At 70.9% G+C, this 21,295-nt stretch carries 21 protein-coding genes; 5 read left to right on the forward strand and 16 right to left on the reverse strand.

Annotated features, from left to right (window positions below; genetic code table 11):
• Positions 1-68: 68 nt before the first annotated feature.
• The 4 genes from OG417_RS26195 to OG417_RS26210 all read left to right on the forward strand — a co-directional run bounded on the left by OG417_RS26195 (position 69) and on the right by OG417_RS26210 (position 4,130).
• Positions 69-503: a T3SS (YopN, CesT) and YbjN peptide-binding chaperone 1 gene (locus OG417_RS26195; RefSeq protein WP_329261399.1), complete on the forward strand. Its 435-nt coding sequence runs from the start codon at positions 69-71 to the stop codon at positions 501-503.
• Positions 504-722: 219 nt separating this feature from the next.
• Positions 723-1,853, forward strand: a complete 1,131-nt coding sequence (locus tag OG417_RS26200) for a M23 family metallopeptidase (RefSeq protein WP_329261402.1) — start codon at positions 723-725, stop codon at positions 1,851-1,853.
• Complete coding sequence (locus OG417_RS26205; RefSeq protein WP_329261405.1) at positions 1,840-2,625, forward strand: hypothetical protein; 786 nt, start codon at positions 1,840-1,842, stop codon at positions 2,623-2,625. Before OG417_RS26200 ends, OG417_RS26205 begins: the two co-directional genes overlap by 14 nt.
• Complete coding sequence (locus OG417_RS26210; RefSeq protein WP_329261408.1) at positions 2,622-4,130, forward strand: NADH-ubiquinone oxidoreductase-F iron-sulfur binding region domain-containing protein; 1,509 nt, start codon at positions 2,622-2,624, stop codon at positions 4,128-4,130. The genes OG417_RS26205 and OG417_RS26210 overlap by 4 nt, the downstream gene beginning before the upstream one ends.
• 197 nt (positions 4,131-4,327) lie before the next feature.
• Here OG417_RS26210 and OG417_RS26215 read toward each other — a convergent pair whose 3' ends face one another.
• The 5 genes from OG417_RS26215 to OG417_RS26235 form a co-directional block, all read right to left on the reverse strand.
• A complete protein-coding gene (locus OG417_RS26215; protein ID WP_329261411.1) occupies positions 4,328-4,648 on the reverse strand; it encodes a DUF6191 domain-containing protein in 321 nt (106 codons plus the stop codon).
• 301 nt (positions 4,649-4,949) lie between these two features.
• On the reverse strand, positions 4,950-6,206 hold the full coding sequence (locus OG417_RS26220) for an MFS transporter (protein WP_329261415.1): 1,257 nt from the start codon (positions 6,204-6,206) through the stop codon (positions 4,950-4,952).
• A 49-nt stretch (positions 6,207-6,255) separates the two neighbouring features.
• On the reverse strand, positions 6,256-7,509 hold the full coding sequence (locus OG417_RS26225; RefSeq protein ID WP_329261418.1) for an MFS transporter: 1,254 nt from the start codon (positions 7,507-7,509) through the stop codon (positions 6,256-6,258).
• A gap of 66 nt (positions 7,510-7,575) precedes the next feature.
• Positions 7,576-8,034: an RpiB/LacA/LacB family sugar-phosphate isomerase gene (locus tag OG417_RS26230; protein ID WP_329261421.1), complete on the reverse strand. Its 459-nt coding sequence runs from the start codon at positions 8,032-8,034 to the stop codon at positions 7,576-7,578.
• 54 nt (positions 8,035-8,088) lie between these two features.
• Entirely contained in the window at positions 8,089-9,036 is a 948-nt protein-coding gene (locus tag OG417_RS26235; protein WP_329261424.1) for a hypothetical protein, read from the reverse strand.
• Between the two features lie 222 nt (positions 9,037-9,258).
• On the opposite strand from OG417_RS26235, the gene OG417_RS26240 reads away from it, so the two are divergent.
• Entirely contained in the window at positions 9,259-10,041 is a 783-nt protein-coding gene (locus OG417_RS26240; RefSeq protein ID WP_329261426.1) for a FadR/GntR family transcriptional regulator, read from the forward strand.
• 33 nt (positions 10,042-10,074) lie between these two features.
• On the opposite strand, the gene OG417_RS26245 is transcribed toward OG417_RS26240, so the two are convergent.
• The 11 genes from OG417_RS26245 to OG417_RS26295 all read right to left on the reverse strand — a co-directional run bounded on the left by OG417_RS26245 (position 10,075) and on the right by OG417_RS26295 (position 21,179).
• The gene (locus OG417_RS26245) at positions 10,075-11,667 is read right to left on the reverse strand and encodes an ethanolamine ammonia-lyase reactivating factor EutA (RefSeq protein ID WP_329261430.1); all 1,593 of its coding nucleotides are present in this window, start codon (positions 11,665-11,667) and stop codon (positions 10,075-10,077) included.
• The gene (locus OG417_RS26250) at positions 11,664-12,779 is read right to left on the reverse strand and encodes a hypothetical protein (RefSeq protein WP_329261432.1); all 1,116 of its coding nucleotides are present in this window, start codon (positions 12,777-12,779) and stop codon (positions 11,664-11,666) included. Before OG417_RS26250 ends, OG417_RS26245 begins: the two co-directional genes overlap by 4 nt.
• A gap of 140 nt (positions 12,780-12,919) precedes the next feature.
• On the reverse strand, positions 12,920-13,684 hold the full coding sequence (locus tag OG417_RS26255) for a phosphoglyceromutase (protein WP_329261434.1): 765 nt from the start codon (positions 13,682-13,684) through the stop codon (positions 12,920-12,922).
• A gap of 2 nt (positions 13,685-13,686) precedes the next feature.
• Positions 13,687-14,691 (reverse strand): hypothetical protein, encoded by a 1,005-nt coding sequence (locus tag OG417_RS26260; RefSeq protein ID WP_329261436.1) that lies wholly within the window; start codon positions 14,689-14,691, stop codon positions 13,687-13,689.
• The gene (locus OG417_RS26265; RefSeq protein ID WP_329261439.1) at positions 14,692-15,714 is read right to left on the reverse strand and encodes an amidohydrolase family protein; all 1,023 of its coding nucleotides are present in this window, start codon (positions 15,712-15,714) and stop codon (positions 14,692-14,694) included.
• 25 nt (positions 15,715-15,739) lie between these two features.
• On the reverse strand, positions 15,740-16,429 hold the full coding sequence (locus OG417_RS26270) for a 4-carboxy-4-hydroxy-2-oxoadipate aldolase/oxaloacetate decarboxylase (RefSeq protein WP_329261442.1): 690 nt from the start codon (positions 16,427-16,429) through the stop codon (positions 15,740-15,742).
• Positions 16,426-17,541: a zinc-dependent alcohol dehydrogenase gene (locus OG417_RS26275; RefSeq protein WP_329261445.1), complete on the reverse strand. Its 1,116-nt coding sequence runs from the start codon at positions 17,539-17,541 to the stop codon at positions 16,426-16,428. The genes OG417_RS26270 and OG417_RS26275 overlap by 4 nt, the downstream gene beginning before the upstream one ends.
• A 71-nt stretch (positions 17,542-17,612) precedes the next feature.
• A complete protein-coding gene (locus OG417_RS26280; RefSeq protein ID WP_329261447.1) occupies positions 17,613-18,461 on the reverse strand; it encodes an alpha/beta fold hydrolase in 849 nt (282 codons plus the stop codon).
• Between the two features lie 32 nt (positions 18,462-18,493).
• Entirely contained in the window at positions 18,494-19,327 is an 834-nt protein-coding gene (locus OG417_RS26285; protein ID WP_329261450.1) for a 3-methyl-2-oxobutanoate hydroxymethyltransferase, read from the reverse strand.
• Between the two features lie 66 nt (positions 19,328-19,393).
• Entirely contained in the window at positions 19,394-19,885 is a 492-nt protein-coding gene (locus OG417_RS26290; protein WP_329261453.1) for a hypothetical protein, read from the reverse strand.
• 7 nt (positions 19,886-19,892) lie between these two features.
• Positions 19,893-21,179: an aromatic ring-hydroxylating dioxygenase subunit alpha gene (locus tag OG417_RS26295; RefSeq protein ID WP_329261456.1), complete on the reverse strand. Its 1,287-nt coding sequence runs from the start codon at positions 21,177-21,179 to the stop codon at positions 19,893-19,895.
• Positions 21,180-21,295 lie beyond the last annotated feature (116 nt).

Below are 21,295 nucleotides of genomic sequence, written 5' to 3' on the forward strand. Positions count from 1 at the left end.
TAACGTCTTGCCACCAAAAATTACGGCAGGACGGCGAACGCCAGGCGAAGGACACCAGGGACGTGGTCATGTCTGAGCTCACCGACGCACTGCGCGCGCGATGCCTCGACTGGGTGCGGAGCCGGTTCGACGGCGTCTACGTCAACCGGCACGGCGCCATCATCGTGCCGTTCGCCAAGACCGTGGTCTTCGTCGAGGTGACCGAGGTGTTCACCGGAAGGGGGCGGGTGAACGTCCGGGCGCCCGTCCTGGTGGACCTCGGGCTCACCCCTGAGGTCACCCGGCACGTCGCGGTCAACGGCGGCAACTTCCTCTTCGGCGCCCTCAGCTTCTACGCCGAGGGCGACGCCGACACGGCCACCCTGGAGTTCGACTACTCGCTGTTCGGTGAGACCGTGAACGAGGCCGTGCTCGCCGCGGCCGTACGCCTGGTGAACGCCAGCGCCACGAAGATCCAGGATCAGCTGCGTCCCCGGTTCGGCGGCCGCTCGATCCTCGCGTGAGCGAAGCGGACCCGGGCGGCGCGGCTCGCGGCTGCGGGCCTTCACCTGCGATTATGTGGCGATTTTCGGCTTTTCCCCCGAGATGACTGCGTTAGTGGGGGTGAACTCTTACACTCCTCGCATCGGTTTTGGATCACTTCAGGTCCCCCAGGAGGTGGTTCGATGCCCAGCCGTCACCGAAAAGTGGCGTCGCCCGGTTCGCCGCGTAGCGGGCACTTATTGCTCTCGCTGGTCAACCGGGCCGGCGCGGCCAGCACGGCGGTGGTCATCGCCGTCGGCGTGGTGCTGGCCGCCATCGTCGAGGAGAAGGTGCTTCCGGTCGGACCCCGCCACCGCCCGGTCGCCGCTCCCGGTCCCGCGCGCGGTGGCGCGCGCCACACGCCGCCGTCGCGTTCGAAGCAGCGTCACAAGCCGGTCAGCCCGACGGTCCTGCTCGACCGCCAGGTCCAGAAGCTGGCGCTGCGCCGGCGCGGCGCCGCCGCGCGCAGCGAGTACGGCGTGCGGACGGTCGCCTCACCCGTCGTGCACCAGAGCCGGTTCGACAAGAAACGCAGGTGGGTGCTCGGCACGGAGGCGATACCGCCGCCGGACGACAGCACCGCGATGCCGGAGGCCTCGCTGTTCCTGGCCCACGCCACCGGCAGGACGTGGAAGGCGGCTCTGGCCGGGTCGCCGGACTTCGCCGCGATGGTGACCGAGGCCCCCACCTCGATCCTGTCCGCCGGCGAGCGCACCACCCTGCGGAAGTTCGCCGCGGCCAAGAGCACCCCGGCCGAGAACGCCGGCGGAGCGCCGCTGATGCTGCCCTGGGCCATCGGCCAGTCGTGGACGCTGGTGCCCACGGACCGCGGCCTGTCCTTCGACGGCGGGGACGGCCGTGTCCTCGCCGCCTCGGCGGGACGGGTCTACCGGCTGTGCTCCTCCTCACCGGACCGCGGCCTGGTGCTGGTGATCGGTGACGACGGCACGGCCACCGAGTACTACCAGCTGGACCGGCTCACCGAGGTCCCCGACGGCGAACGGGTACGGCAGGGCGACTACCTCGGGCACGCCGGCACCGACCAGCCCTGCGGCGGCGGTCAGGCGTCCCGCCCGCTCGTCCGCTTCGGGCTGCGGGGCCCGGACGGCCCGGTGTCGCTGGACGGATGGCGGATCGGAGGATGGACGGTCCACGACGCTCCCGGTGAGGCGTTCGCCGAACGCGAGGGCCTTCGCGTGCAGGCGGGCAACCCGCTGCTCAACTTCGGCGTCGACGTCTCGCCCAGCCCCAGCCCGTCCAAGCCCAAGCCGGCCCCGGACCGCTCGCCGGACCCCGACACCGTGCCCGGGGGTGTCGATGCCCAGACCTGACGCCGCGCTCGCCGCCGGGCGCCGGCGCGCCCGGCCCGTGGTCGCCACTCTGCTGCTCCTCATCGCCGTCCTCGCCGGGGCGCGTACGGGCCCCGGCGCCACGGCGGTCCTGCGGGCACAGGACTTCCTGGAGTTCTTCTCCGGCGTCTTCACGCTGGTCGCGCTGACGGCCGCGGTGACCGCCGGCGTGGGCGCGGCGCAGCGCCTCGTGCCGATCCGGTTCCGGATCCTCTTCCAGGCGGCGCATCGCGCGATGGCGGTGCTGGCCGTCGGATTCCTGGTGACACACATCCTGTTGAAGATCATGGAGTCGCACGCCGGCGTCCTGGAGGCCGTCATCCCGTTCGCCGGCGGAGCGGGCCGCCTCTACGTCGGGCTGGGCACCATCGCCGGTGACCTGCTGGTCCTCGCGCTGGTGACCGGTGTGCTCCGTGGCCGTTTCGTGGCCCGCTCCCGGCCCTGGCTGTGGCGGGCCGTGCACGCCACCGCGTACGTCATGTGGCCGCTGGCGATGATCCACGGACTCCTCGCCGGCCGTGCGCCGAAATCCTGGGTGACGTGGAGCTACGTCGTCTGCTTCGCGGTCGTGATGGCCGTGGCGGCGAGCCGGCTGCCGCGCATGGCACGTGACCGGCGCATGCTGGGAGCGCGAGCGCACACGCGGCCCCAGACGGCGGCCCCCCGTACCCGGCCGGAGGCGGATGTGCCCGACGAACACTTCTGGGCGTCACTGCGGGCCGAGAAGGGCAGCTGGTCCGGTGGTCGGCGATGACCGAGTTCCGCCATCTCAGCCCCGTACGGCTCGGCGCCGGGCTCGACCGTCTCCAGCGCATCGACCGGACGTCGCATCGGGAGATCCACGGTGCCTTCCGCCGCCGTCGCCTGCGCGACCTGATCGACCTGGCCAAGCGGGTCGACCTGCGAGGGCGTGGCGGGGCGGCCTTCCCGTTCGCCCGGAAGGTGAGCGCGGTCGTCTCGTCGGCGCGCAGCCGGGACTGCCGGCCCGTCGTCCTGGTCAACGCCACCGAGGGCGAGCCCGCCAGCCACAAGGACAAGTTCCTGCTCGACCGCACGCCGCACCTGGTCCTGGACGGCGCGGTCCTGGCCGCCCAGGCGCTCGGCGCCCGCGAGGTCGTCGTCGCCGTCACCGACCAGGGCCGGCCCGCACGGTCGATGCGCACCGCGATCACCGAGAGCGGCCTCGGCGGCTTCGTGCGCATGGTCCGCCTGCCCGAGCGGTTCGTCACCGGTGAGGGCGGGGCGCTCGTCAACGGGGTCAACGGCAATCCCGCCCTGCCGCCCGGCCGCAAGGTGCGGGCCGCCGACTCCGGCGTGGACGGGCTGCCGACCCTGCTGTCCAACGCCGAGACCTTCGCCCAGCTGGCGCTGCTCTCGCAGCTCGGCGCGGACCTGTACTCCGCGGTCGGCACGGCCGCGGAACCGGGCACCGTGCTGTTGACCGTCTGGGGCGCTGACGGGCGGCCGCGCGTCATCGAGACACCGGCCGGCGTGCCGCTCGCGCAGATCCTCGACCTGGGCGGCGCGAAGGTCGGCCAGGCCGTCCTGGTCGGCGGGTACCACGGCACCTGGATCACTCCGTCCGCCGCGAACCGCGCGCTCGTGTCGCGCGAGGGCATCGCGCGGGCGGGCGGCGCTCTCGGGGCCGGGATCATTCTGCCGCTCCCCAAGGGCGTCTGCCCGCTCGGCGAGGTCGCCCGCGTCGCCGCCTACCTCGGGGAGGAGTCGGCGCGCCAGTGCGGGCCGTGCCGGCTCGGGGTGCCGGCCATCGCCCGGTCGCTGAACGCCCTGGCGTCCGGCCGGCGCGGCGGCGAGGCGCTGTCGGCCGTCCGGCAGGGGACGCAGACCGTGAAGGGCCGAGGAGCCTGCCATCATCCGGACGGCTCCGCCCGGTTCGTCACCTCGGCGCTGACCGTGTTCGCCGCCGACGTCGAGAAGCACCTGGCGGACGGCACCTGCGGCCGTCCCGTACGCGGACTGCTGCCGACCGGAGAGGAGCCGGTGGCCGCGCAGCCCGAGGAGACCGGCCTGCGGCTCACCGTCGACTGGACGCGCTGCGCGGCCCACGGCCTGTGCGGGCACCTGCTGCCGGAGCTGGTCCGCCTGGACGAGCACGGCTTCCCGGTCATCGACGGCGCGAGCGTGCCCCGACGGTTGCTGGCCGACGCCCGCCAGGCGGTCGAGATGTGCCCGGCACTCGCCCTGCGCCTCAGCGGCGCGACCACCGGCACCCGGCACACCGCCACGGCGGCCCGCTGACCGGCCGCCCGTACGACCCCGGTCCGGCCGGAGCCGTACGGGCGCCCCTTGGCCGGTGGCGACATCAGTGGGAGATCGACGTGTACCGCTGCCCGCGGTGCCGCCACCTGGAACTGTTCGCCGAGAACCCGCCTAGACGGCCTTCGCCGAGAGGCCGACTCCGCCGGCGGCGCTCATGCCATCGGCGGAGGGGCCGGTCACCTCGTCTTCCGGATGACCGCCTTGCCGGAGTGGAGGTCGACCTCGCTGCGCGGTGGCGCGCCGTCGCCTTCCTCGTCCCGCAGCATGAGCGAGGTGCGCCGCTCGTCGAGCTCGTGCCGTTTGGTCGCGTAGAAGATCGCCTGCATCTCGTCGAGCCCGGGCGCCGCGAGCGGCCGGCCGGACTCCGGCGAGCGCCACGGCAGCCGCAACCGGCGCCGCGCGGCCCGCCCCATTCGATCGATCGACGCGAGCACGACGAGTACCAGCACCAGTCCGGGAATCGAGACCACGGCCATGAGCGAGACGATGGCAGCCACGTGAGGTGAACGCACGGGCGGGGGAGGCGGTTCCGCGTCCGCGGCGTCCGGGCGGCTGCGAGGGGCGCCACGGCCTCGGGGGACAAGACGCCCCTCGCAGTTGGGATCCGCGCGGTCGCGGTCTAGTGGCCTCCTGCCACGAACAGGAGGCCACCCTTTTTCGGAGGATTCCCCGGAAGACACCTACGTCTCCGGGGTTTCCACGGTGAAGTCTAAAGGTAAGTAAATGCTTCTCTAATGGCTTCCCGAAAGGTCTGAAAGGTCCCCATACGAAGTTAATATTCGGCTGACAAATAGCCAATTATGGGTTCGTGGTAAAACTCCCGCCGCGCACTGTGCCCGCCATGGCGGCCGCGGCGACCGCCGCGGTCAGCCCCGCGATGACGAAGCCGCTGCGCGCGCCCCACTCCTCGCAGGCCCAGCCCACGAGCGGCCCGCCGATCGGCGTGCTGCCGAGAAAGACGATGCTGTACAGCGCCATCACGCGGCCCCGCATCGGCGGGTCACTCGCGATGACCATGAGCGTCCGGGCGACGGTGTTGAGGACGATGTTGGTCACCCCGATGCCGACGATCGCGAGGAGGGCGAGCACGAACGACGGCATCGCCGCGGCGAGCAGGTTCACGCCGCCGAAGGCCAGGCAGGTCAGCAGCAGCCCGCGCAGTGACGATCGGCTCCGTGCCGCGCTGCCCAGCGCGCCGGTCACCGCGCCCAGACCGAGCGCGGCGGTCAGGTACCCGTAACTCTGCGCCCCGCCCCGGTAGGTGTCCTGGGCGAGCAGGGGAAGGACGACGCGGAAGTTCTGCCCGAAGACGCCGACCACGGCGACGAGGAGCAGGCTCACCCGCAGTTCGGCGTGGCCCCACAGGTAGGCCATCCCCTCACGGATCTGGCGCGGGGCCCGGGGCGTCGGCGGGACGCGCTGCAGCGCGCCGACGTCCATGGACGCGAGCGCCACGATCATCGCGACGAACGACAGCGCATTGATCCAGAACGCCGCCGAGACGCCCAGCCAGGCGATGACGATCCCGGCCAGTGCCGGCCCGACGAGCCGCCCCCCGTTGTGGACGGTGCTGTAGAGCGACTGGGCGTTGATCACCTTCTCGGTCCCGACCATCTCGGCGACGAACGTCTGCCGTGCCGGGCTGTCGAACACCGTGACGACACCGAGGCCGAGCGTCAGCGCGTACACCATCCACAGCGTCACCAGCCCGGTGGCGGTCACCAGGCCCAGCACGGCGGCGAGCACAGCGGACAGGAGCTGGGTGAGCAGCAGCAGCCGGCGCCGGTCGACCCGGTCGATCACCGCGCCGCCCCACGCGCCGAGGAACAGCACCGGGGCGAACTGCAGGGCGCTCGCCGTCCCGAGGGCGACCCCGCTGTGGGTCAGCTGGAGGACGAGCCAGTCCTGGGCGACACGCTGCATCCACGTGCCGCTGACGGAGACGGCGCTGCCGAGGAAGTACGCGCGATAGTTGCGGTCCGTGAGAGAGCTGAAGGTCCGCCTTCTCCAGTCGCTGACCAGGGCCAAAGCTCCTCCGGCGCGTTCCTGTCCCATCGAGTTGCCGATTCGGGCCGATCGCAGGCACGAGTCCTGCGATGAATCGTCAAGGCGATGCCCGTTCTTCCTGCTCGGCTTCCTCCGTCTCGCGGTTGATCGAGTACCGTTCGACTCGGCTGCGGCGCACGTAATGCAGGCCCGCGTACACGATGGGTGCGATGCTGCCCAGCGAAAGTGCGGCGACCGGACCCACGAAGCCGGCGATCCAGCCGATGTTGACGTCGCCGAGCGCGGGCCCTCCCCGCGACGCCATCTGGTAGATCGCCGAGACCCGTCCACGCATCGTGTCCGGCGTCTCCAGCTGCACGGCCGCCTGGCGGATCGTCGTCGCCGTCGCGTCGAAGACGCCGATCAGCAGGCCGGCGGCGAGGGCGAGCGGAAGCCAGGGAGACTGGGCCAGCGCCAGGGTGGCGGCGCCGTAACCCGCCGAGGCGGCCAGCACCACCTTGCCGAGCGCGGTGCTACGCGCCATCACGCGGTACACGGGATAGGTCGCGATCAGCGCGCCGGCGCTCGGAGCCGCGGAGAGCAGGCCGTACCCCCTGGGCCCGGCGTGCAGCACCGTGAGCGTCAGGGCGGGGAGCACCACGCGGTACGCGCCGAAGAGCGTCGCCGACAGGTCCAGGCTCATCATGAGCCAGACCACCGGGCGCCCCTTGACGAAGGCCGCGCCCTGGGCGATGTCCCGCCAGACGGACCGTCGTCGTCCCTCGGGCACGAGCCGGGGAACCCGGATGAGCGCGAGCACGACGACGAGCACGGCGTACGTCGCCGCGTCGACGGCGTACATGAGACCGGGGCCGTGCGCCGCGATGAGCAGTCCGGCCAGCGCCGGGCCGAGCAGCACGGCGAGCTCGCGGGACGGATTGAGCAGCGCGAACGCCTGCGGCAGTTCGTCGCGTGGCACCATGGCCGGGATCAGCGCCTGCCGGGCCGGCTGGTCGAAGGTGCCGGCCGCGGTGGTGAGCAGGACGCACCCGAGCACCTCCGGCGTCGTCGCCCTGCCGACCTCGGTCAGCACCGCCAAGGCCCCGGCGACGGCCAGGGCGACCAGCTGGGTCGCCTGCAGGAGCCGACGCCGATCGAGGCGGTCGGCGTAGGCGCCGCCGAGCGGGCTCAGCACCAGCAGGGACACCGCCTGCGCCAGACCGACCAGGCCCGTGGTCGTCGTCGACCCGCTGAGCACGTAGACCTGGTAGAGGTTGGCTGCGACGGTCCCTCGCGTGCCGATCTGCGAGAACACCACGCCGAACCAGTAGAGATCGAAGTCGCGATGGCGCAAGGCCGGTGGCGGTCTCATCAGGCGGTGCATCCTCCAGCCCGGGAACGGTCGGTGGGCGATCGGCCGGGGGACCGGCCCGCGGCATCAGGTCAGAGGCTCGCCACGCTCCAGCGCGGCGATCTGGTCCAGCCGCTTCCGGTGGCGGCCGCCCCTGAACGGAGTGCTGAACCACAGGTCGACGATTCGGTCGGCCTGTTCCGGGCTGAGGACCTTGGCCCCGATCACGATCACGTTGGCGTCGTTGTTGGCACGGGAGATCTCCGTGGTGAACAGGTCGTGGCACAGCCCGGCGCGGATTCCGCGGATCTTGTTGCAGGCGATCACCTCGCCCATCCCGCTGCCGCCCACCACCACCGCGCGGTCGGCATGACCGTCGACGACCCGGCCGCAGGCGTCCGCGCACAGCGGCGGATAGTCCACGATCGCCTCGCCGGTGTCGTACGCGCCGCGGTCGTCGACGTCATGACCCTGCGTGGTGAGGCGGGCGATCACGCGGGCCTTCAACGTCAGGCCGTTGTGATCCGCCACGATCGCGATGCGCATGCCATGGCCCTCGCTCTCTGTTCGGCTGGTGGATCCGCTTGTGTGGTCGTGCGCTCAGCCGGTCAGGTCCACGGTGCTCTCGGCGAACAGCGACTCCACGGCCGGCCGCCGGTCGAGGATGCGCTGGCTCACGGCGTGCTCGATGAGTTCCTCGATGACGCCGCGGTTCGGCGCTATGCCGTACGGCAGCGGGTCCGCGCCGGTGATCTCCATGACGCGCCGGTACATGATGTCCGCCGGTGTCGGTTCCTCGATCGCGTCACGGCGCAGCCGGTCGACGTAGAGGTTCTTGGCGCGGGAGAAGGCCTCGAACACGTCCGTGGCCAGTTCGGGGTGCGCCGAGAGCAGGTCGTCCCGGACGACCACGAGGTGGTTGATGGGGTAGTGGCCGCGTCGGCGGAGCGCCGCGAAGCCGGCCTCCGCGGCGTCGGGGATCAGGGGCGTGAGGCCGGGAGCGCCGGCGCTGACACCGACCGCGGCCGCCAGCTCCCCGGCGGCGACCAGCTCGGGGAGGCGCCCGGCCGGCCGCATCGGCACGACATTGGCCGGCGGGCGGTACTCGGCGACGTGCTCGTCTCCGGAAAGGACCCAGGTCACCTGGCTCAGGTCGACGCCGTACTCCTCCTGCAGGACGCCGCGCGCCCACACGCCGGTCGTCACGGTGTAGCCGCGGTTGACGCCGACCTGCCGGCCCTCGAGGTCCTTCGGGCTCTGGATGCCGGCCCGCGGAGCGTGAACGATCGCGCCGTGGTGAAACCCGCGCACAAGGAAGATGGGCAGTGCCGTGAACGGCTTGCCGTGGGCCTTGGCGCAGAGGTAGGTCGTCATCGCCATCTCGCAGACGTCGAACTCCAGCCCCCGAACCATCCGGCGGAACGCGTCGACGAGAACCGGAACCTCCTCGAAGACGAACTGGAACCCTCGGGGAGTGACCGCGCCGTCCTTGAGGGCGCGGTTGTTGCCCTGGGTCCGGGTCACCGTCCGTAGCCGTATGTCCGGCATGTACTCTCCCGCTCGCTGACGGCCGCCCATCCGGATCGGTCCCCGAAGTCGGCCCGGCAACTCGATTCAACATACGATATTATAAAAAACCATCATACCATTAACCCAACGGATCGGGCCCTCTGGTCCGGCGCGGTATCGCCGTACGGAACGTATTGGTTAGACCATTCCTGCTAACATGCACGTGCGGGGAGATCTATCGAGACTGGGGAGGACGCCGGTATGCCAGGGAGCGCGTCGGGTGGAGCGCCGGGCGACAGGAGCACGGCGGACTTGTTCAGTCCGGTGAGCGTCGGTCGCATCTCCGAGGTCATCGTGGAGCAGATGCGGCTTCTGATACGTGAGGGAAAGCTCGTCCCCGGCGACCGGCTCCCCAGTGAGCGGAGCCTGTGTGAGCGGTTCGGCGTCAGCCGGGTGACGGTCCGCGAGGCGCTCCGGGTGCTCGAGGCCAGCGGGCTGGTGGAGATCCGCGTCGGGGCCCGGGGAGGCGCCTTCGTCACCAAGCCGTCCAGCGAGCGTGTCGGGGAGGGGCTGGCCGAGCTCATGACCCTGGCCCCGATGACCGCCAGTGACGTCACCGAGGCCCGCATGGCCTTCGAGCTCGGCATCCTGCCGCTGGTGGTCGAGCGCGCCACGGAGGAGGACATCGCGGACCTCCGGGCACTCGTCGAGCAGGGCCTGAGTGCGCTGGAGACCGGCTCGTACACCATGGCGATGTCGGCGGCGTTCCACGTCAGGGTCGCCTCCTCCACCCACAACCCGGCGATCGAGATGCTGGTGCAGAGCTTCCACGGCCCGATGCTCATGTCCCTCCAGCAGGCGCAGGTCGCCGCGCCGCTGATGGGTCCCCGGGGAGCGCACGAACACTTCGAGCTGGTCGAGGCGATCGAGCAGCGGGACGCCGAGCGGGCCCGCGCCATCATGTCGCGCCACCTGCAACGCACCGCCGACCGCCTGGCGGAGAACCCCGCCTCGGGTCTGGCGGATCTGGGCGGCGGCCAGTAGCGCCGGGCGCGCCGCCCACCCTGGTCGCCCGCGTCACGCGTCGGTCGGCCGGTCTGGCCGCGGCTCCTCGTGGAAGACGAGCGACTTGATCGTGACCGGCACGGTGTTGGACGGAAACCGGATGCGGCCGATGTCGATGTAGTCGAAGTCCCGCAGGCTGATCCCATCGATGACCAGCAGCTCCCCGGTGACCGCGAGCTCCTCGCGCAGCAGCCGGCCGAGCGTCATGGCGACGTCTCCGTCGAGCATGACGTAGACGGGCCGGCCCCGCGCGATCCGGTCCGCCAGGCCGTCCCGGATGCCGCGGGCGAAGGCGAGGATCCGCTCGTAGCTCGGCAGGCCGTGCCAGGACAGGGCCAGGGCGACGTCCGCGTCGGTCCGGTCGGCGTCGAGGGCGACGAGGTGGCGGCGGATCGCGGTCGCGACCGCCGCCGCGTCGACCGTCTCCCCGAGCGTGTGGTCCGGACGTACCACCTGCACGTTGCGGCGCGGGAGCAGCGCGTCGGGGTCGGTGATGCAGCCGGTGTTCCCGCTGAGCTGGACGCTGTACTCCGATGCGCCCAGGGCGGTGGCGCGGATGCACTCGCCCGGAGGCAGGAGCGGGAACGGCAGCGTCCCGGAGTCGACCCGGCGGCGCAACGCCTGGCCGAGCGGCCGGCCGAGGTCGCCGAACCGCCTGCTCTCCCGCCCGTACACGTACTCCGCGACCCCGCCGGAGAACATCACCCCGTCGACCGGGCCGGTGTCCGCGAGCGGCTCGGTGAGGTACAGCCGTGCGACGTCCCGGGGGAGCGGGGCGGTGGTGAGCGTGGCGACGAGCGCGTCCGCCATCGTCTCCGCCACCTTCTCGAGCTCCTCCGGCCGGGCGAGGTCGCCGAGCTCCCAGGAGTACCCGGCGCGTGCGGCGTGCCGCTGCCCGGCCGGGTCCAGACGTACGATGCGGTCGTGCTCGTCGACGACCAGGAGGCGGCCGCCGACGTGGACCGCGGCGGTCGCCGTGACCCGGCCGCCGTCCAGCACCGCGAGCTTGGTCGTCCCGCCCCCGATGTCGATGTTCAGGATGCGCCGGCCGGTGTCGTGCGAGGCCTTCGCCGCGCCCGAGCCGTACGCGGCGAGCATCGCCTCCATGTTGTGGCCCGCGGTCGCGTTGACCAGTTCGCCCCCACGCTCGGCCAGCACGGTCGCGATGGCCTCGGCGTTTCGGCGGCGCAGGGCCTCGCCGGTGAGGATCACGACCCCGGTGTCGACGTCGGCGGCGCGGACGTCCGCCTCCTCGTACGCGCGGTCGATGATCGACCCGAGTGCCTCCGCGTCGATGTGCTCGGCGCTCGCGTAGGGGGTGAGTGCGACCGGTGAGCGGTACGTCGTCTCCCGGCGGATGACGATGTAGCGGGTCGTCAGACTCTCGCCGATCCGCCGCAGGTGCAGGCGGGAGAAGACGACCTGCGTGCCGGACGACCCGATGTCGATCCCCACACTGTGCAGCGTGACGTTGTCCTGCTGCCAGATCGGGTTCTCCTCGATCGGGCTCAGCGCCTCGTCGTCGTGGGCGTGGTCGTGGTCCGGGACGTACGCCGAGTAGACCGTGGTGTTCTCGTGACCGTGACCGTGGGTGTGGTCGTTCACGGCTTGGGCGGCAGCGTCTCGAGCTCGGCCGAGTACGCCTCTTCCATCCTCGGCTCGATGCCGATCTTGGCCAGGGCCTCACGGAAGGTCTCACGCACGTACGGCGACTCGTCGGCGTAGTCGATCTGGTCGCCGCCGATGCGCTGGCTGATCCATGCCTTCGGCACGCCCTGCGCGTTGCGGACCGAGACCACCTCGTGCTTGAAGGCGAGATATCGGGCGGGGTCGGGACCGGTGTTGAAGTGCTGGTGGAACCACATGTTCGGCGGGACGATCAGGCTGCCGGGGCCCCACTCGTAGCGCCGCGGCTCCTCTCCCTCCGGCCACATCAGGCTGTAGCCCGTACCCGTGAGGATGATGACGTGGGCGCCCGGGCCGTGGCGGTGACCCTTCTTGTACGTCGCGATCGGGAACTGGGAGATGTGGCTGTTCATCGACCCCTTGGCCATCGCGAAGCGGATGTGACCGCCGCCCGCGCCGCGTTCCTTCGCCTCGACCAGCGGCAGGTTGACCGCGTCGGCGACGAAGTTCGTGTCCAGGAGCAGGCCCTTCTGCTCTCCCTTCGGGGAGAAGTAGTCCGGCTCGCCGTCGAAGCGGTTCGGGAAGTCGCGGGAGGTGTTGAAGACGAAGTCGGCGTCGTCGTAGAGGTTGATGACCGGAGGCAGGTTGGTCGAGGCGACGAAACGCGCGGCCTTCCGCCCCGAACCGTTGAAGTGCTGGTGGTGGGTGTTGAGCGGGATGGCGAAGATCGAACCGGCCTGCCACTCGAACGTGACCTCGGCGCCGGCGTCGTTCCACACCTTCGTCGACCCCTGCCCGTCGAGGACGAGGATCATCTCCTCGAAGAGTTGCCGCTGCGGCGCCAGCTCGCCGCCTGCCGGGATCTCGCACACGTAGCAGTCGTTCGACGTGCGGGTGGCCTCGTGGTTGATGAACACGCCCCGCCCGCCGCGCCGCGCCCAGGGCTTGAGCTCCACCGTGCGCAGATCCGGGACGTAGTGGGCGGCGATGATGTCCAGCCCCTCGGCGGCGACCCAGCGGGTGTAAGGGGATTCCTTCTCGGTCACGAACTTCGCCGCGAAATCGTCTTTGACGAGTGCGTCGCCGGCCATGCATCAGCCCTTCCTCATGGGCCGGACGTGACGTCTCGAGCCGGGTCGGCCGGCGAGGTCACGGTCCGGGGTCGTACCAGGCGGTGCGATTGGTAGGACCATAAGTCCAATTGGCGGCGGATGTCAATACGCCCGGGTCGTCAGGCGCGCTCGTCCTTCCGCTCCTTGCCCTGGTCGGCCACCGCCCGGGCGGCCACCGCGGCGGCCTCCGGATCGAGATAGCGCCCGCCGCGCTCGACCGGCGCCAGGTCCTCGTCGAGGTCGTAGCGCAGGGGAATGCCGGTGGGGATGTTCAGCGCCAGGACCTCTTCCGGGCTCAGGCGGTCCAGGTGCGCGACCAGCGCGCGCAGCGAGTTGCTGTGCGCCACGACCAGCACCGTCCGCCCGGCGCGCAGGTCGGGCACGATGACGTCGTACCAGTAGGGCAGCAGGCGGGCGATGACGTCGGCGAGGGACTCGGTCCGCGGCAGGAGGCCGCGGGGGAGCCCGGCGTATCGCGGGTCGCCGGTGACCTGCCACTCGTCGTCGGGCCCGATCGGCGGTGGCGCCGCGTCGTACGACCGGCGCCAGAGCCGGAACTGCTCCGCGCCGTACTCCTGGACGATCGTCGTCTTCTCCCTGCCCTGCAGCGCGCCGTAGTGGCGTTCGTTGAGCCGCCAGTGCCGTCGGGAGGGCACCCAGGACCGGCCGACCGCGTCGAGGACGATGTTGCCGGTGCGTGCCGCACGCGTGAGCAGGGAGGTGTGCACGACGGTCGGCGGCAGCCCGGCCTCGCGCAGCATCCGCCCGGCGCACCGTGCCTGCTCCTCACCGAAGGGCGTGAGGTCGACGTCGACCCACCCGGTGAACAGGTTCTTGGAGTTCCATTCGCTCTCGCCGTGGCGGAGCAGAAGCAGCGTCGTCACGGTCAGATGACCGCCGACTCCGTCGACTCGGGCGCGAACAGCTCCTCGGGTGTCCACCGCCGCGTGGACAGCCCCTGCTCGTGGTGGTAGCGCAGGAAGGTGGCCAGCGTCGCGTGGTTTCCGTCCAACCCGTAGGACCAGAAGTCCTTCCCCATGAGGGCTCGCGCCTCCTCGAGCTGCGGGATCAGCCAGGGGAGCGCGAACCGCAGCGCCGAGGTGTCGTAGAGGTCGGCGTACGCCTCGTTCTTCGCCGCCAGCAGGGCCTTGTAGAGTGACTGGGCGACCCAGCGGTGACGGTCGTAGACGTCGCGCCGGATCACCACCACGTGCATGATCGGGAAGATGCCCGTCGCCGCGTAGTACTCCTTCTCGCTGGCGACGACGTCGGGGAACACCCGCCGCACGCGCGGGTCGCCGGCGACGAACGGGCTCGGCACGCGCGGGGTGCACAGGGCGTCGATCTCGCCGGTGGCCAGCATGGCGGACAGCGTCCTGCCCTCGGGAACGCGGCTGATCCGCAGCGAGTCCGGCAGGTCGACGCTCGCCTTCTCGATGCGGCCCGCCGACTCCTGCCCGCCCGTGACGTAGCTGACCGAGTCGAACGGGACGCCGTGCCGGTCACCGAGGATGCCGCGCATCCACACGCAGGCGGTGAGCTGGTACTCCGGTGTGCCGACCACCTTGCCCCGCAGGTCTTCCGGCGAAGCGATGCCGGCATCGGCGTTGCAGTAGAGCGACCCGTGCCGGAACATGCGGGAGGTGAAGACGGGCAGGGCCACGAACGGCGAGGCGCCGACGTCGCCGGGACGCAGCGAGAGGACGTAGGAGGACAGCGACATCTCCGCCACCTCGAACTCCTGATGCCGCATCATGCGGAAGAACGTCTCCTCGACGGGCAGCCGCAGATAGGTCAGGTCGATGCCGTCGGGGCGGATCGTCTCCTCGGCGAGGGCCCGCGTCCGGTCGTAGTCACCGCAGGCGAAGGTGAGGTGCAGCCTGGCCATCATCTACCTGCCTTCCGAAGTCAGCCGTGCGTGCAGACGGGGGTAGACGCGCCGGGCGTTGGTCTCGAAGATCTTGTGCCGTTCCTCGTCGGTGAGGCCGGCGTTGTCGATGTAACGCTTGGTGTCGTCCCAGGCGATGCCGGTCTCGGGATCGACGCCGCGGACCGCGCCCAGCATCTCGGAGGCGAACAGGACGTTGTCCGGACCGATGACCTGGTGCAGCAGGTCGATGCCGGGCTGGTGGTAGACGCAGGTGTCGAAGAAGACGTTCTTCATGACGTGGTCCGACGGGTCCGGTCGTCCCATCCGGACGGCGAGGCCCCGGTAGCGCCCCCAGTGATAGGGCACCGCGCCGCCGCCGTGCGGGATGACGAACCGCAGCGTGGGGAAGCGCTCGAACAGGTCCCCCTGGACGAGCTGCATGAACACCGAGGTGTCGGCGTTGAGATAGTGCGCGCCGAGGGTGTGGAAGGCCGGATTGCAGGACGCCGAGACATGGATCATCGCCGGGACGTCCAGCTCCGCCATCGTCTCGTACAGGGGAAACCAGTACGCGTCGGTGAGCGGCGGAGAGGTCCAGTGCCCGCCGGACGGGTCGGGGTTGAGGTTGCAGCCCACGAAGCCGAGGTCCTCCACGCATCTGCGGAGTTCGGCCGTCGCGTCGTCGAGGGCCCCGCCGGGTGTCTGCGGGAGCTGGCAGACGCCGGCGAAGTGCCGCGGGAACAGGCCGACCACCCGGTGGACGAGGTCGTTGCTCGCCCTCGCCCAGACGCGCGCGGTCTCCGGGTCGGGCACGTGGTGCTCCATCCCGGACGCCCGCGGGGAGAAGAGCATCAGGTCGCCGCCCCGCTCGCGCAGCACCTTCAGCTGGTTGTTCTCGACGCTCTCGCGAATGGCGTCGTCGCCGATGGCGGGCGGTGCCGGCACGGGCAGGGAGGGGTCCGCGAGCCGGGCGAGCTGTGCGTCGCGGAACGCCTGCTGCCGTGGCGGGGTCGTGGTGTAGTGCCCGTGGCAGTCGATGATCAACGTGGTCCTCGTTCCTGGCGGCGGTTCACTCGTCCGGCGCGCGGTCGATGTACGTCAGCCCCTTGCTCGTGAGGCGTTCGCGCATGGAGTTGACGTCGAGGCCGAGTTCACCGCGCGCGTAGCGCTCGCGGAGCGCCGCCTCCCTGTCCTCCCGGGCCCGTGACGCCTCGAGCACCTCGCCGGCGCGGCGGCGGGGGACGACCACGACCCCGTCGTCGTCCGCGACGATCACATCTCCCGGCTCGACCCGCTGCCCGGCGCAGACCAGGCCGATGTTGACGTCTCCGAGGGTCTCCTTCACCGTCCCGAACGCGCAGATGTGCCGCGCCCACACGGGGAAGCTCATGCGTTGGAGCTCCGCGACGTCGCGGCAGCCGGCGTCGATGACCAGCCCTCGGACCCCGCGTGCGGCGACCGAGGTGGCGAGGAGGTCGCCGAAGTAACCGGCCTCCGAGGGGGACGTGGGCGCGACCACGAGGACGTCACCCTCCCGGCACTGTTCCACCGCGACGTGGATCATCCAGTTGTCCCCCGGCGGCACGCTCACCGTCACCGCGGTCCCCGCGATGTGCGCGCCGGAGTAGATGGGGCGCAGGGCGGGCGCGAGCAGGCCGGTCCGTCCCTGGGCCTCGTGGATGGTGGCCACGCCGTACCGGCCGAGGCCGTCGACCGTCGCCCGGTCCGTACGCCGCGGGTCGCGGACGACGACGCTCATGCCCGCGCCCAGGGCAGCAGGGAGACGTGGATGACGTCCGCGGCACCCTCACCGCCGACGGTCCGGATGGCGCGGTCGGCGTCTTCCAGGCCGAAGGAGTGCGTGCTCAGCTTCTCCAGCGGGAACCGCCCGGAGGCGAGTTGTTCGAGGGCGAGCTCGCAGGCGCGGTAGCCGTGGCCCCGCGCGCTCTTGAGGGCGATGGACTTCTCGGTGAGCTTCTTGAGGGGGAAGTCGGGAAAGGCGGCCAGCTCGCCCTGGACGACCATGGTGCCCTCACGGCGTTTGAGCGCGTCGATGCCGAGCATGACCGGGGCGGTGCCGGCGCCGGCCGTGCAGTCCAGCACGACGTCGACGCCCCGGCCGCCGGTGATCTCCAGTACCCGCTGGAGGGTGTCCTCCCGCGTGATGTCGATGACGTGGTCGGCGCCGAGCTCCTCGGCGAGAGCGAGCCGTGCGGCGTCCCGCGTCGTCCCGGTGACGATGATGAGGGAGGCGCCTGCCTGCTTGCAGGCGACGACCTGGGAGAGTCCCTGCTGTCCGGGGCCCTGGATGAGGACCGTCGAGGCGTAGCCGACGCCCGCGGTGACCAGGGCCCACTCGATGCCGTTCGACAGCGGCGTCACCAGGCCCGCCAGCTCGGCCGAGACACCGTCGGGAACGCGATGCGTCACCGAGTTCCAGGGCAGGTAGAGGTACTGAGAGAAGCCGCCCCAGAGGCGGAAGGGGTTGTCCGCGGAGGTGTAGCCGTAGCGCCGGGCGTCGGGATTGGTGCGCCAGTCGGTCGCCTCGCAGTGGCGGTACTCACCCCGGTGGCACCATTCGCAGCGGAAGCAGCCGACGTAGTGCTCGACGAAGACGCGATCGCCCTCCACCAGCCCTTTGCGTTCGGAGAAGGTCCGCCCCGCCTTCGCGATGACGCCGACGTTCTCGTGGCCCATGATCACCGGGTCGGTGAACGGCGGTTTGGCGTACATCTTGACGTCCGTACCGCAGATCCCGGCGACCTCGACCTTGAGCAGGGCACCGTCATCGGGGATGTCCGGCATCGGAAACTCGCGTAGTTCGGTCCTGCCCGGACCGGTCCTGACCGCGGCCAGCACCTGCTCCGCCATGCCGTCTCTCCTTGTCTTCACGCCCGTCAGGGCACGTTACCCCGTGGACTGATGGTCTGACCAAGACGTCTCTAGACGCCGTTCAGGAACCGCAGCACCCGGGCGGGCGCCGTCGACTCGGTCTGCTCGGCCACCGGGACGTCCCAGTACTCCGAGCGGGGGAGGCACTCCCGGAGGTAGCGGGCGGCCGAGGGCGCGTGCGAGTCGTCCTGGCCGGGGACCACGAGCGCGGGGACGTCGAGCGTCAGCAGGTCCTCGGGCTCCGGTCCGGGAACGGTGTCGCGGTCGAACATCGACCGCGCCATGCCGCTGACCAGCACGCGGTAACGATCCGCGTCCGTCCGCGCGTACCTCTCGGCGAACTCCGGATCGCCGCGGAGCACGGGTGCCCAGGGGCCCACCCGAGGGTCCGCGGAGAAACCCTTGTCCGTGCTCTTCGCGAGCTTCACCACCTGCTCAAGGCCGTGCTCGTCCGCGTAGGCCAGGTGGCGGGTGAACCGGGCATGCTGTTTCATGCGGTACTTCACCCCGCCCGCGGGGGAGTACAGCACCATGCTCAGAACCCGCTCCGGCCGGGCCACCGCCATGGCCGCGACGGTCGAGCAGCCCACACAGCCGCCCATGAGATGCGCCCGCGCGATGCGCAGATGGTCGAGCAGCCCCACACCCTGCGCGACGTAGTCGGCCCAGGAGATGCGTTCCAGCCGGCCACCGGACCGGCCCGACTCCCGCCGGTCGAAGGTGATGCAGGTGTACTTCTCGCCGAGGTGGTCGAGCAGGCGCAGGCGCCGGTAGACGCCGACCGTCCGCCAGCCCTCCAGGGTCGAGTCGAATCCTCCGGGAGAGAACAGCAGCAGCGGCGGCCCGGAGCCGGCCATCTCATAGCGGGTGGAGATTCCGTCGACGACCGCGGTGGGCATGAGCGTGGCTCCTGGTGGAGGTGGGCGGGAGGTCAGGGCGCGGGTGGGACGGGAATGCCGCCGGCGATCTGACGTGCGGCGCGTACGTCCTCGGCGTAGGCCGTGATCGCGGTGAGTGTCGTCTGGGCGACGTTCGCGTACGTGTCCGGAGGGTCGTCGATGGCCGACGCGGCATAGCCGATGGCGGCGTGCGCCATGCGCATCCGGCCGTCGAGCCACGGGCCGCCGCCGAAGCCGCCGACGACCGGAACGGAGACGGCCCGGGCGACGGCGGCGCCCACGACCGGCCCGGAGTTGGTGAAGTTGAGCAGCACCGCGCCCGCGTCCTCCAGCCTCTTGGCCTCGGCGACGAGCGCGTCCTTCATCTCCACCGGCACCTGGTCGGCACTGGACGGGATCGCGTTGTACTCGACTCCGTACCGCAGTGCGGTCTGCGGTGTGATCCCGAACTGCGCGAACACCGGGATGCCCGCTCGCGTGATCGCCGTGACGGAGTCGAGGAAGTCCGAGGCCGCGTCCAGCTTGACCATGTCGACGCCGGCCTCCTTGACGAACCGGATGGCGGCGCGGACGGCGCTGTCCGTGCCCTCCTGGAGCGGGCCGAACGGGAAGTCGGCACTGAGCAGGGCCCGGCCGACACCTCGGCGCACCGCCCGCGTGACCAGGATCATCTCCTCCATCGTGACCTCGAAGGGGTTGGCATGCCCCCACAGGTTCACGCCCACCGTGTCACCGACCGAGACGATGTCCACGCCGGCCCGATCGACGATGCGGGCGATCTGGTAGTCCCACGCCACCACGCCGACGATCTTGCGGCCGTCCTCCTTCATCCGCTGCAGGGCGCGCAGGCTGATCTTTTCGGACATCTCGCTGTCGGTTTCCTCCGTCGTCGTGGGCCGGGCGTCCGCCCGCCTCCGCCGTCCGTTCGTTCTCTAGACCCTCAGGGCCGTGAGCAGTTCGAAGACATCGCTCTCATCCGCCGACAACAGCAGCACCCGGGCGTACGGCCGGAGGGCGGCGACCGCGTCCTCCGCCTCGAAGCCGTCGCCGAGCACCAGCCCCGCCGTCATGACGGCGCGCGCGCCGCAACTCCTGCCGATGGCGGCGGCCTGCGTGCGTCCCGAGTCATCCGTCGCGATGACGACCACCACGTCGGTGCCGGTCAGGGCGTCCGCCAGCGTCGACGTCGCGCCGTCGAGCCCGCGCAGCAGGACGCCGTCCTCACCGCCGTTTCCCGACGTGACCTCGCACGTGTAGAAGCCGGCGGCCGCCCACGGGCCCTCCGCGATGCGCCGCGCGACCGTGGCCGCTCTCGGGTCCAGGGCGATGACGCGCGCGTTCCTGGCGGGCCTGATGGGCGCGGTGATCCGGAAACGCGCCTCACTCGCGGAGGCCGCACGGGCGGATTCGCTCGGATAGATCATCGACATCTCAGACCGACGCCTGCGGAACGCCGGGTGTGGCCTTGACCGCGTCGCGGCAGGAGTCCAGGAAGGATTCGGCCTGCGGCAACACGACCGCCGCCGAGCGCACCCGGTGGTGCTCGGGATCCACACCGGGCGGTGTCACGCCCTCGTCCCGCAGCGCGACCGCCGCCTTGCGCAGCTTCTGGCGGGCCTTGATGATCCCGCTGTCGGCCGGGACCAGCCGCTCCTTCGTGCGGTCCACGATCGGCCCCATGCTCTCCTGCAACGAGGCGTCCTGCATGGCGATCCCCGCCACACCCGAGTAGGTGTCCCCGCGCTTCTGCGCCTCGCGGTCGATCAGGTAGTCGTTGTCCATGTTGGCCACGGGCCGGTAGGTCCCGGGGATGTTCTTGCTGTGCACCCCGTGGCCGTCGATCATGGCCTGGCGCTCCTGCGGCGTCAGGGCACGGACCGGGTGGTAGTCGAAGGAGTACGTCCAGCAGTTGTGGTCGTCGATCGGCACCCAGAAATGGCCGTGGATCGGGTGATCGCCGCGTGGCGGCACCATCGTGAAGGCCGGCATCACCCACGGCGTGATCCGCCAGTAGTACCTGCCCTCTTCGGCGTTGCGGCGCGCGCCGACGAAGAGCCCGCCCTCGCTGTCGGCGACCTCGAAGAACGGCTTGGTGTCCTTCATGTTGTACTCGTTGCCCTTGGCGCCCTTGAACAGCGGGTCGCTCTTGAGGCCGCCGGAGTGCAGGAACGTCACGTGGCTGGAGTCGATGCCGCCCTCGAACGCCTGCAGCCAGTTGCACTGCTGCCACCGCTTGGAGGTGTAGGTCTGCTCCGGGGCGACGTGCAGGAACTCATACTCCGGAAGGTCCGGCCGGTTCGCCGGGTCGCCCATGTGGGTCCACAGGACGTCGCCGACCTTGACCAGCGGGTACGCGGTCAGCTTCACGTTCTCGCAGAAGCTGCTGTTGTCCGCCTCGGACGGCACCTCCACGCACTGGCCGGTGACGTCGTACTTCCAGCCGTGGTACGGGCAGCGCAGGCCGGACCCCTCGTTACGGCCGAACCACAGCGATGCGCCGCGGTGGGCGCAGAACTCGTCGACGAGGCCGTATCGCCCTTCGCTGTCGCGGAAGGCGACCATGCGTTCGGACAGGAGCTTCACACGCACCGGCGGTGAGTCGTTCTCCGGCAGTTCCTCGGCCAGCAGCGCGGGGATCCAGTACTGCCGGAACAGGTCGCCCATCGGCGTCCCAGGACCGGTCTGTGTCAAGAGCTCGTTGATGTCCTGCCTAAGCACGGCCGTTTCCCTTCACGTGATGGAGCGTCACTGGAATGGCGGTATCGGGTTCGCGATGGTGGTCCCCGGTCGCACCGGGCGGCCGGCGTCTCCATTGATCGGTCACGTGGCCTCCT

It is taken from the genome of Actinoallomurus sp. NBC_01490, from assembly GCF_036227085.1.
Classification (GTDB): domain Bacteria; phylum Actinomycetota; class Actinomycetes; order Streptosporangiales; family Streptosporangiaceae; genus Actinoallomurus; species Actinoallomurus oryzae.